We start from the raw sequence: 11,299 nt of genomic DNA, 5'->3' as shown, positions 1-11,299 counted from the left end.
CAGGACCTGAACAGGGGGCAGTTTAGGATCAACGACGACCGCTCGCTCAACGAGATCATCGACGAGCTGCTTGCACAAGGGATGCTGCCTTCGTTCTGTACGGCCTGCTACCGGCTCGGGAGGACGGGCGAGCACTTCATGGAATTCTCCGTGCCCGGATTCATCAAACGCTTCTGTACACCCAATGCCATCCTCACATTGGCTGAATACCTGGTGGATTATGCTCCGGGGAAGACGGCCGCAGAGGGATGGAAAGTAATAGAGAAAAACATGAACGAACTCAATGAGCATGTGCGGAAAGAGGTAGGGGAGAGAATAATCAGAATAAGGGGAGGCGAACGGGATCTCTACTTTTGAAGTCATCCTTCGGTCAAGAAGGAGAAGGGAAAACCGAGAATCCATAATTGAAATAAAATGAGAGAGAGCAACTTACATATCGGCATCTTCGGGCGCAGAAACACAGGAAAGAGCTCGCTGATCAATATGATCACCGGACAGGATATCTCCATTGTATCCGACTTTCCAGGAACAACGACAGATCCCGTGAAAAAGTCGGTCGAAATTTTCGACATTGGCCCGGCCATCCTGATAGACACTGCCGGAATAGACGACCTGGGCGAGATTGGCATTAAAAAAATTCAAAGATCACAGGAGGTTATCCAAAGGGTCGATTGTGCAATATTACTGATTGCCGGCAACCAGTTTGGTGATTACGAGGTGCGACTAATTGAACAGTTTAAAAAACAGGAAGTGCCCTACCTCATTGCGCATAACAAAAATGATATCGATAAAATAGCAGCGATTACCAAAACTGCCATCAAGAATCACTCCAACGCGGAAATCATCGACTTCAGCACGACAAACCCGGCAGACAAAAACAGAATGATTGACGCATTGAAGCGGATCGTGCCGAAAACAGCCTTTCTGAAATGTTCGCTGATTGGCGACCTGGTCAAGCCCAAGGACGTGATACTACTCATCACACCCATCGACAGTGAAGCCCCGGAAGGGCGGTTGATCCTGCCACAGAACCAAACCATCCGCGATGCGCTGGACAACCATTGCATCACTGCGATCGTGAAAGAGAGCGAACTTTCCGACTTTCTCGAGACCGGCATCACCCCTGCCCTGGTTATTACCGATAGCTCGGCGTTCCGTGCTGTGGCGGAAAAAATTCCGGAAACGATTCCCCTCACCAGCTTTAGCATCCTGTTTGCCCGGCTGAAGGGTAATTTTCAGGCTTTCGCAAAAGGCACCCCGTGCATCTCAGCACTTGAAGATGGAAATTCCGTCCTCATTCTTGAGAGCTGCACGCACCAGACCAGTTGCGACGATATCGGACGGGTAAAGATACCGAAGCTGCTGGAGCAGTTCACCGGAAAAAAGCTGAACTTCTCCGTGGTCACAGGCATCTCAAAACTTCCTCGGAACGTGAGCGACTTTTCCCTTGTTATCCAATGCGGTGGCTGCATGATCACACGGAAGCAACTGCTCAACCGGCTAAACCCGTTCATCGAGGCGGGAGTACCGGTAACCAACTATGGAATGGCACTGGCATATCTGCATGGGATTTTTAAAAGGGCAACGGAGGTTTTCGACAAAACAACCGCCATATAACAATCATCGGATGTTTGAAACATTGCAGAAAAACATACTGTCGAAAGAGGATATCGTCACACTGCTTTCCCTGGTGGGCGAGGAACAACAGCAACTGTTCGAACACGCTGAAAAAATAAAACTGCACCATGTGGGCAACAACGTCTGGCTACGCGGATTGATCGAGCTCTCCAATATCTGCGGAAAGGATTGTTACTACTGTGGCATTAGAAGATCCAACAGCCATATTCGCCGTTACATCCTCAGCCACGACGACGTGATGCAGGCGGTGAAAGAAGCATACGAAAAAGGATATGGCTCCGTGGCAGTACAGTCGGGCGAAATCACCTCCAATGACTTTATTCACAAAATCAACAAGATTGTAGTGGACTCCAAAAGAATGACCCACGGGGAGATCGGCATCACTCTCTCCTGTGGCGAGCAAACGGAAGAAACATACCGCCGTTGGTTTGAAAGCGGAGCAGACCGCTACCTGCTGCGCATTGAAACCTCCTCGGAAGAGCTGTACCGCAGATTGCACCCCAACAATGAAAAACACAACTACAGCAAGCGGGTCCATGCCCTGGAGGCATTGCGTAAAACAGGCTACCAGGTGGGGACGGGCGTCATGATCGGATTGCCGTTTCAGACAAATGAGATGCTGGCAGACGACCTGTTGTTCATGAAGCAGTCTGACATAGACATGTGCGGCATGGGGCCTTATATCGAACAGGCCAGCACACCCCTGTACGCTCTCCGGGGGCAGCTCTCTTCTCTCATGGAGAGATTCTGCCTAAGCCTCAAAATGGTAGCATTGCTTCGCATCCTGATGCCGGACATCAACATAGCTGCCACCACCGCACTGCAGGCTATCCAAAGGGATGGACGCGAACAGGCAATACGGGCAGGGGCCAACGTGTTGATGCCGAACATCACGCCAAAACAATATCGCGGCGACTATCTCCTATACGACAATAAACCCGTATCGGTCAACAGCGACGGTGATGAACTTCTTCTGCTGGAACAGCGCCTGAAGACCATAGATCATAAGATCGGCTATTTTCTCCAAGGGAACTCACTGCATTACAGAAACTTGTCGAAATGACGTCAATCCTCTGAAAGGTTTCTATTTCCTATATTCCTCCAGGATGGCCTTGACCCCGTCGGGAGATACCCGCCCATACACTTTCTCGCCCACGAGCACTACAGGTGCCAATCCGCACGCACCCACGCAGCGCAGGCAGTTGATGGAAAACCTGCCATCGGGAGTGGTCTCCCCTACTTTCACATGCAACTCTTTCTTAAACTCTTCCAGCACCATCTCTGCACCCCGCACATAACATGCGGTACCGGTACAGATGGAGACAGGATGCTCCCCTTTGGGGATCATCGAAAAAAAGGAATAGAAAGTCACCACCCCATACACGTGAGCCACGGAAAGATGCAAGTTGTGCGCAATCACATCCTGCACCTCCGCAGGCAGGTAGCCAAACTCATGTTGTGTCTCGTGTAGCACATTGATGAGTTCACCCGGGTCGTTGTGATAGGCATTGCACACTTGGTTGATTTTCTCTATCTTCTCTTTCGAAAGGTTCACCTTTACCGCTATGCCGTCGGTTCCGGCCAAATCCTCCATGTAAGCAAACACTTCGGCCGCTATGCTTAACTTTTGACTCATATCTCTCTTGTTTTACTTACCGTTATGACCATTTAAATAAATTGAGACCTCGTTGCTTTTCGGAAAATACTCGGTATGCAGCAGGCTATGGGACTTCTGGCTACCCGGATGGCCCAAAAACTCATCATAGAGTCTGATGATGGAGGGGTTCTCGTGTGATTTACGGATCGGTTTGCGCTCATCCTCTGCATAGATGGCTGCCGCACGTTTGGCGAGAATTTCGCTGTGACCGTGATGATAAGGCTGTCCACCTCCGCCAATGCAGCCTCCCGGACATGCCATGATCTCAATAGCGTGATAGTGGGAGGTGCCGGCCCTGACTTCATCGAGCAGCTTGCGGGCGTTGCCCAGTCCGTGAGCGATGCCAATATTGAGCTTCAATCCGTCGAAGTCTATAACGGCAGACCGGATACCTTCCACTCCACGCAGTTCGTGGAAATCCACCTTTTTCAACGCTTTCCCTGTATGCAGCTCATACGCCGTACGGCAAGCGGCCTCTATCACCCCGCCGGTATTTCCGAAAATCACGCCTGCCCCGGAGGACTCTCCAAGGGGGTCGTCGAAATCCTCGTCAGGAAGGTTCAGAAAATCGATGTTCGCCTGTTTGATAAAAGCAGCCAGCTCGCGGGTAGAGATGGAAAAATCCACATCGGGGCTACCGTCTGTTTTGAACTCATCGCGCTGACACTCATACTTCTTTGCCAGGCAGGGCATGATGGATACCACAATAAGATCTTTCCGGTTTACACCGATCTTTCCGGCAAACCAGGATTTGGCTATTGCACCGAACATCTGCTGCGGCGACTTCGCCGTGGAGGGCACATCCAGCAGATCGGGGAAGTTGTGTTCAAAGAAGTTCACCCATCCCGGACAACAGGATGTGAGAATAGGCAGTCGTACAGAGCTATCACCGGCAAGGTGGCCCCGTATACGCTGCAGCAACTCTGTCCCCTCCTCCATGATGGTCAGATCGGCGCTGAAGTCGGTATCAAACACATAGTCGAATCCCATCTCCCGCAGGGCAGCCACCATTTTTCCGGTCACAAGCGTCCCCGGATCCAAACCAAACTCTTCACCCAAAGCAGCACGTACGGCAGGAGCTGTTTGCACGACAACGGTCTTGGCTGGGTCACTCAACGCCCGGATAATGTCGTTGGTGTGATCCACCTCGGTAAGCGCACCGGTGGGACAAACTGACACGCACTGCCCGCAATAGGTACAGGGCGAATCCACGAGATTCATCTCGAAAGCAGGCGCCACGACCGACATAAATCCGCGATTCACGGCGGCAAGCGCTCCCACTGTCTGCACTTCGTTGCACATCATCTCACAGCGCCGGCACATGATACATTTGTCCACATCCCGGATGATGGAAGGCGATGTATCTTTCCGGTAATGTGACTGCTCCCCCTCATACGGAAGGCTACGGATGCCAAACTGCGTGGCAAGGCTCTGCAATTCGCAATGACCCGATTTGGCACACACCAGGCAGTTGAAAGGATGGTCTGAGATAATCAGCTTTAGCACCGTCGTGCGGGCATTTAGAACCCTGATATTGTGCGTCTTGACAACCATGCCATCCTCTGCTTCGGTGATGCACGAGGGAGCCAGGTTTCTGCGTCCCTCCACTTCTACCACACAAACACGGCATCCACCGGGCCTGTTTTCAATTCCCATATCGCACAGCTCGAAATGACACAGCGTGGGAATTTCTATGCCTACCTGCTGTGCAGCTTTTAAAATGGTAGTTCCTTGTTCTACCCGCACTTTTTTCTTGTCTATGGTGAGTTCTATCATTGTCTCGTTATTTTAATTAACAGTTAGCCATTACAGTTACTCTCGGATAATCGTTCTGCAGGCTGATTGCATCGAACTGGCATTTTTCCATGCAGGCGCCACACTTGATGCATATATCCTGGTTGATCTGATGAACCTCTCTCTTTTCGCCACTGATGGCATGTGTGGGACAAACGCGCTTACAAGCCATACAGCCAATACAGTTTTCTTCCGATATCACATAATAGAGCAGATTGCGACATTGGCCGGAGCGGCACTTTTTATCATGCACATGCTCCATGTATTCCTCCATAAAATTACCGAGAGTGGAGAGCACCGGATTTGGCGCCGTTTGCCCCAGTCCGCACAGCGAGGTATCTTTTATGACACTACCCAGGTTCTTCAGTTTTTCAATATCTTCCTGCACGCCTTTGCCTGCCGTGATCCTTTCCAGTGTTTCGTAGAGCCGCTTATTGCCAATGCGGCAGGGCGCACACTTTCCACAGGACTCTTCCACAATAAAATCGAGGTAAAACTTGGCAACCGAGACCATGCAGTCATCCTCATCCAGCACGATCATGCCTCCCGACCCCATCATGGAACCGGCAGCCAGAAGGCTTTCGTAGTCGATGGGGGTATCGAGGTGCTTTTCGGTCAGACAGCCGCCCGAAGGACCTCCCGTCTGTACGGCTTTAAACTTCTTCCCGTTCTTGACACCTCCTCCAATTTCAAAAATGATTTCCCGCAAGGTAGTACCCATTGGCACCTCAATCAGACCTACATTGTTTATCTTTCCGGCGAGAGCAAACACTTTTGTGCCTTTCGACTTTTCAGTGCCGATTCCCGAAAACCAATCGGCCCCCCTGAGGATGATCACCGGAATGTTGGCAAAGGTCTCCACGTTGTTTACACAAGTAGGCTTGCCAAGATAGCCACATTGCGCCGGAAAGGGAGGCTTACTGGAGGGCTCTCCGCGTTTGCCTTCCATAGAATGAATCAAGGCTGTCTCCTCTCCACAGACAAAAGCGCCGGCGCCATATTTCAAACTGATGTCAAAGCAGAATCCGGTACCAAAAATATGTTCACCCAGCAACCCAAGCTCCCTGGCCTGCGCAATAGCTATCTTCAACCGCTTGATAGCCATGGGATACTCTGCACGTATATAGATCAATCCTTTCGTGGCACCGATACAATAACCGCAGATAGCCATCGCTTCGAGTACGGAGTGCGGGTCTCCTTCGAGGATAGACCGATCCATGAATGCGCCCGGGTCACCTTCGTCGGCATTGCAGACCACATATTTTTGGACCGCCTTATTCCTGGCGGTGAATTCCCATTTCAGTCCGGTGGGAAATCCCGCACCGCCACGTCCACGCAGTCCCGATTTTTTGATCACCTCTGTGGTCTCCTGAGGTGTCAGCCCGGTGAGTACCTTGCCCAGTGCCTGATAGGCATCCCTCGCTATCGACTCGTCGATATTCTCCGGATCGATGATGCCACAATTGCGCAACGCTATTCGCAGCTGCTTCTTGTAGAACCCCATATGCCTGGAATCGAGAATATGCTCTGCTGTTTCCGGATCCGTATAGAGCAAACGGGTTACCTTGCGACCCTTGATGATGTGTTCGTCGACGATCTCCTTCGCATCTGCCGGCTTAACCTGAGTGTAAAAAGTGTTGTCGGGCAGGATCTTCACAATAGGTCCTTTCTCACAAAAGCCGAAACAGCCGGTACGGATGATCTGCACATCTTTATCCAATCCTTTTCTCATTATCTCATCACGCAGCATTTCGTACACCAGGCTGCTTTCTGATGAATGACATCCGGTACCTGCACAAACAAGCAGGTGTGTATTGTATTGACTCATATATCAGGTATTTAGATGGTGTTGTAATTCTGCGGTATGATGCCGTCCACAAGCTCACCTTCCTTAATATAGCGTTCGATGATCTCGTCTGCTTTACGGGCATTTACATAACCGAAAACCATCGGTTCCTTTCCGGGCATGGTTATTTCCACGGTGGGTTCGGCGAAACAATAACCCATGCATCCTGTCTGTGTCACTACCGCGTCGATGCTTCGCTTGTCAAGCTCTTCCACGAAGTACTCCATCACCTCTTTGGCTCCCGAGGCAATTCCGCAGGTGGCCATCGCCACCTTCACCTGAACGATGGACTCGGGACTTTCAGCCCTGTTTCTCAGATCGATACGGGACCGGACCTCTTCCTGTTTTTTTTTCAGGTCGGCAAGTGTTTTTATTCCATCCATACGATTAAAATTATTAATTGAACTTTCGCATATTCATTTTGAAATGCATGCAACTAAAGTCGAAGATTTAGCTGTTTACTGGTTTTTCCATCATAACGACTTCCCTGCATCAGTTATCTGCACAGAAGACTGCCGGAAGGCCTTTTTGTGTATAACTCGTTCAGGTTTTGCCGGATATACTCTTTCACTGCCGACATCATCCCCGGGCATAGCACATCGACTCCCTCCTTCTGCAATTCGTGGGAGTCGATTGTAAAAAGCGCCTTGTCCATCCGGTAGGCAAACCGTATACGAATGCCGGGATTCGCTTTCAGCAGCAAGGCTAAATATCCGGCAATATCTCCCAGAGGAAGACAGTCCGGATGATCAGTACGATAAACCGCTTCCACAACAGTTCCCCCACCCGCTTCCGAAAGCACACTCAGCGCCCCCCCGGCCTGCTCGCAGGTCATCTTTAAAAGGGGGATACCCAGCCCGGCTCTCCGGGTAGTGCGTGTGGTAAAGAAGGGGTCGGCCAGCTTTTGAACAGCCTCTCTACTCATTCCACAACCATCGTCTTCTACCCGGAATGTAAGCGTATGATTGCTGCTATCCTCAAAGAAGCCGATCTCAATTTCTTTCGACTGTGCCCGGATAGAATTCTGGACGACATCCATCATGTGCATTGCCATATCAACCATGGGAGCAATTGATTTGAGATCCTGGATTTTTCTTTTCGCGAAAAGCAGCTTTAAAACAGCCCCAGTCGAGCCTGTCCATATAAAAAGCATTATGGACCGTGGCAATATCTTTCAGATAATGAGCGTCAGAGTTTTGTAGAAAGCGATTACCTCTCAGCTCCGGATGTTTTTCTACAAACTCCATCACTGTCGTGGCCCTCGAAACCTCCAGCGCATCATACACCAGACCATGAGGAATGAAACCGAGCTGACTAAGAAGGCTGTTCTTCGGCCTGTCAACATGTGCCGGCACAAAAATACCTCCCAGCCGGTGCACCTGCTCTGCCACGCCTTCTACCTCATCATCAATACCAACAAACAAAGAACGTTCTTCTTCGTACAGGATGGCGTCGTCCTCATCTACTACAACCTGATAGCCAAACCTGGCGGGGTCATTTTTCACACCGGTCATCCTCTCTTCCAGATAGCCCTGAAACACTTCCATCGCCTGCAGATGGGGGAAATAACAGAGGCAATGCACCTCTTCCCGGGTGTTTACTTCACAACCCGGTATCACATATATCCCCTCCCGGCTGCCCAGTTCCACACAAACGTGCACGTTTCCTGTAGTGTTATGATCGGTAATAGCGATCATCTGCAACCCTTTCGCCTTCGCAACACGGATGATATTACGCGGGCTCATCTCCAGGCTGCCGCATGGTGAGAGACAGGTGTGAATATGTAAATCGGCATGATGCATGCTGATGCTCATTCCATCTCGTTCAATTTCTGATATAACCTCCCGGCAGTTTCAAAGGCTGGCAGCCCGGATGTGAGAATCACCACCTCTTCCGCTTCGGCATGCTCCAACACTTCAGGATCCACATGCCGCTCATTGACCACGATGACCGCACTCAACTCTTTGAGTGAGGCTACCGCCACAATATTTTTGTGCACCTGCGAAGTGATCCACACCATTCCCGGCTGTGCCTTTCCCATCACATCGCTCAGCAAATCTGACACATAAGCAGACCTCACTATCCTATCGGGAAGCATTTTACCAGACAAACAGGAATAATGCATCTCTTCAATAAGCTGTAAAAGATTCTTTTCCATCCGAGTCTCTGTATTTATTGAGCCTGTTCCTGCCCCATATCTTTTCGATCACCACGAAGGCCTGATCAGGACTCAGTTTGTAATTTTTCTCCATAACACGCTGCACAAAAACGCAATGAGAGATGCTCGCTTTGCCTCTCACAATATCTTCGGCAAGGCTTCTGCAGCCTGGCGCACCACAGGCACCACAATCAAAACCAGGAAAGTAACTCATTAACCGATCAATACGCTGCAGCTTTATCAATGTTTTCTCCATATCATCGTCCAGGAGTAAGCCTTCACGCGGATAAACCGGGTCAACCCCCGAAAGCCCGTGAAGAGTATCCTTAAAGGCCATGAGCGGGTTTCTCTCGCTTCCGCCATGGGTATCTTTCAACTTTAGTAGTCTCTTCTGGCGGTGCTCGAGCCGCTCCACCGCGAGAAATCTGTTTCCGGGACAGAGAATACCACCGGCACAGCCCTGATCACAGGCTCTCATCTCCAGGAAATCGATGCCGGAAATATGCCCCGACTCCAGCTTCTCCAGGAACTCAATCACGTTATCCATGCCGTCAATAGCCAGGCTCCTCCCGGGAAAATATTTTTTTTCGGTCCCGGACAAAGACCAGTTGACCGAGTCGGGGCTCATATTGGCAAACGTTTTGTGCAGACCGGAATTTTTATTCCCAACCATAATTTTCGATGCTTTATTAAAGATCTCTGTCATGTTGATGGTCGCATCGATGGGCGACTGCAACTCGCCGACAGGAGCACGGGCTGCCACCGTTTTTGCTGCACACGGGGTTACATAGTAAATGTATATCCTTTCGGGGATTCCCCCATCCTTCTCTTTCGACTTCCGCAGATAGAGAGCTGCGATGTCATGAGGCGCCTTTACCTGCATAATCAGCTCGGTAAGGGAAGGATACTGTACCTGGATAAGCCGGACGACAGCGGGACAAAAAGAACTGATGAGCGGACGGGAAACGCTCTTCTCCGCAATCGATTTATAGGCTTCCTTCATGAAGTCCACCGCCTGTTCTACCTCAAATACTTCGTCAAAGCCCACCTGCTTCACGGCATCCAGCACTCTAGTCGCTGAATATTCGGATGGAAACTGTCCGATAAAGACGGAAGGAACCAGTGCAATCCGGTATCCCTCACTGCTCACGGCATCCAAGCCATCGTCTTTCGCATACACAGCCCGCTGCGGGCAAACACGGTAGCATTCTCCACAATCGACACACCTTCCCGGTTGTATGCGCGCAAAGCCCTCCACAATCCGGATAGCCTGTGTGGAACAGACTCGCATGCAATGCGAACAACCGATACACTTGGAGGTATCAATTTGTATGGAATGTATGTAGTTCCTGTCTTTCATTCTGCAGGAAAATTACGGTGACAACTCTCACAAACTGAAGAAGCACCAAAATATACTTTTATTTCAAGACGTGTTCCTACTCCGGGTGTGGACGATAGGTACATCTCGTCGCAGTTTTTCCGGATATTGGGCAACCCCATCCCGGCGCCAAATCCCATCTGACGGACCCTGTCGCTGGCAGTAGAAAAGCCCTCCTCCATCGCCTTGCCAATATCTTCGATGCCAGGCCCCTCATCTTCCACTACCACATTGATGCCCTCCGGCGTGAGATCCACGTTCATGGTCCCTTTCCATGCATGCGCCACCACATTCACTTCGGCCTCGTAGAGCGCTATGGCAATTCTACGCACAAGAGCCGGTGCTATATTAAACTGCTTCAGGGTCTTCTTTATTTCCGAGCTTGCTCGCCCGGCTGCGCTGAAATTACCTCCCTCTATGTCGTAATGCATCTTCATCTGGGAATGGGCTTCAGCCCATTTTGGTACAATTTTCCGGCTATCTCGAAAACTGTAGCCCCGGAGACAACAATCGATATACGATGTTCTTTAGCCAAAATCAGCATTTCCTCGGTCACCTGCTTACCCCGGCCGAAAATAATACAGGAGATATTGATAATCTCCGCCGTACGTATTGCTTGTATTGTACACAACCCTGTGATAAGGACAGTCTTTTCCATCTGAAAACGCAGTACGTCGCTCATCAGATCGGAGGCAAAAGCGTTTGTGTAATCATGAAACGAACTACAATCGAGTCGAATTGTACCGTCAATTATTTCGTTTATCCTTTGTAAATTCATTTTTTAATATAAACAATGTACAAAAGCAGCTATTCGATTTTTTTGAAACA

General features: G+C 50.1%; 12 protein-coding genes and 1 pseudogene. 3 read left to right on the top strand and 10 right to left on the bottom strand.

From position 1 onward, the window contains the following. From B3Z75_RS07545 to hydE, 3 genes and pseudogenes are all read left to right on the top strand, one after another. Positions 1 to 357, top strand: a pseudogene (locus B3Z75_RS07545) ([FeFe] hydrogenase H-cluster radical SAM maturase HydG); the annotation flags it as partial. Between the two features lie 57 nt (positions 358 to 414). Continuing rightward, complete coding sequence (gene hydF / locus B3Z75_RS07540; RefSeq protein ID WP_294069479.1) at positions 415 to 1,617, top strand: [FeFe] hydrogenase H-cluster maturation GTPase HydF; 1,203 nt, start codon at positions 415 to 417, stop codon at positions 1,615 to 1,617. A gap of 10 nt (positions 1,618 to 1,627) precedes the next feature. Next, complete coding sequence (gene hydE, locus B3Z75_RS07535) at positions 1,628 to 2,701, top strand: [FeFe] hydrogenase H-cluster radical SAM maturase HydE (RefSeq protein WP_294069476.1); 1,074 nt, start codon at positions 1,628 to 1,630, stop codon at positions 2,699 to 2,701. 21 nt (positions 2,702 to 2,722) lie between these two features. On the opposite strand, the gene nuoE is transcribed toward hydE, so the two are convergent. From nuoE to B3Z75_RS07485, 10 genes are all read right to left on the bottom strand, one after another. After that, positions 2,723 to 3,232, bottom strand: a complete 510-nt coding sequence (nuoE, locus tag B3Z75_RS07530; protein WP_294069544.1) for an NADH-quinone oxidoreductase subunit NuoE — start codon at positions 3,230 to 3,232, stop codon at positions 2,723 to 2,725. A gap of 54 nt (positions 3,233 to 3,286) precedes the next feature. Further along, positions 3,287 to 5,071 carry an NADH-dependent [FeFe] hydrogenase, group A6 gene (locus B3Z75_RS07525; protein WP_294069473.1) on the bottom strand — a complete coding sequence of 595 codons (1,785 nt, stop codon included), beginning with the start codon at positions 5,069 to 5,071 and terminating at the stop codon, positions 3,287 to 3,289. Between the two features lie 16 nt (positions 5,072 to 5,087). Beyond that, the gene (locus B3Z75_RS07520; RefSeq protein WP_294069470.1) at positions 5,088 to 6,917 is read right to left on the bottom strand and encodes an NADH-quinone oxidoreductase subunit NuoF; all 1,830 of its coding nucleotides are present in this window, start codon (positions 6,915 to 6,917) and stop codon (positions 5,088 to 5,090) included. An 11-nt stretch (positions 6,918 to 6,928) separates the two neighbouring features. Next, positions 6,929 to 7,318 carry a (2Fe-2S) ferredoxin domain-containing protein gene (locus B3Z75_RS07515; protein WP_294069467.1) on the bottom strand — a complete coding sequence of 130 codons (390 nt, stop codon included), beginning with the start codon at positions 7,316 to 7,318 and terminating at the stop codon, positions 6,929 to 6,931. Positions 7,319 to 7,431: 113 nt separating this feature from the next. After that, on the bottom strand, positions 7,432 to 7,998 hold the full coding sequence (locus B3Z75_RS07510) for an ATP-binding protein (protein ID WP_294069464.1): 567 nt from the start codon (positions 7,996 to 7,998) through the stop codon (positions 7,432 to 7,434). After that, positions 7,991 to 8,749 carry a PHP domain-containing protein gene (locus tag B3Z75_RS07505; protein WP_294069461.1) on the bottom strand — a complete coding sequence of 253 codons (759 nt, stop codon included), beginning with the start codon at positions 8,747 to 8,749 and terminating at the stop codon, positions 7,991 to 7,993. Before B3Z75_RS07505 ends, B3Z75_RS07510 begins: the two co-directional genes overlap by 8 nt. Next, the gene (locus B3Z75_RS07500; protein WP_294069457.1) at positions 8,746 to 9,093 is read right to left on the bottom strand and encodes a DRTGG domain-containing protein; all 348 of its coding nucleotides are present in this window, start codon (positions 9,091 to 9,093) and stop codon (positions 8,746 to 8,748) included. The genes B3Z75_RS07505 and B3Z75_RS07500 overlap by 4 nt, the downstream gene beginning before the upstream one ends. Next, positions 9,065 to 10,453, bottom strand: a complete 1,389-nt coding sequence (locus B3Z75_RS07495) for a [Fe-Fe] hydrogenase large subunit C-terminal domain-containing protein (protein ID WP_294069454.1) — start codon at positions 10,451 to 10,453, stop codon at positions 9,065 to 9,067. The genes B3Z75_RS07500 and B3Z75_RS07495 overlap by 29 nt, the downstream gene beginning before the upstream one ends. Further along, the gene (locus tag B3Z75_RS07490) at positions 10,450 to 10,908 is read right to left on the bottom strand and encodes an ATP-binding protein (RefSeq protein ID WP_294069451.1); all 459 of its coding nucleotides are present in this window, start codon (positions 10,906 to 10,908) and stop codon (positions 10,450 to 10,452) included. The genes B3Z75_RS07495 and B3Z75_RS07490 overlap by 4 nt, the downstream gene beginning before the upstream one ends. Further along, positions 10,905 to 11,249, bottom strand: a complete 345-nt coding sequence (locus tag B3Z75_RS07485; RefSeq protein WP_294069448.1) for a transcriptional regulator — start codon at positions 11,247 to 11,249, stop codon at positions 10,905 to 10,907. The genes B3Z75_RS07490 and B3Z75_RS07485 overlap by 4 nt, the downstream gene beginning before the upstream one ends. Positions 11,250 to 11,299 lie beyond the last annotated feature (50 nt).

It is taken from the genome of Proteiniphilum sp. UBA1028, from assembly GCF_002316955.1.
Lineage (GTDB): Bacteria > Bacteroidota > Bacteroidia > Bacteroidales > Dysgonomonadaceae > Proteiniphilum.
This window is presented reverse-complemented; position numbering and strand designations above follow the sequence as displayed.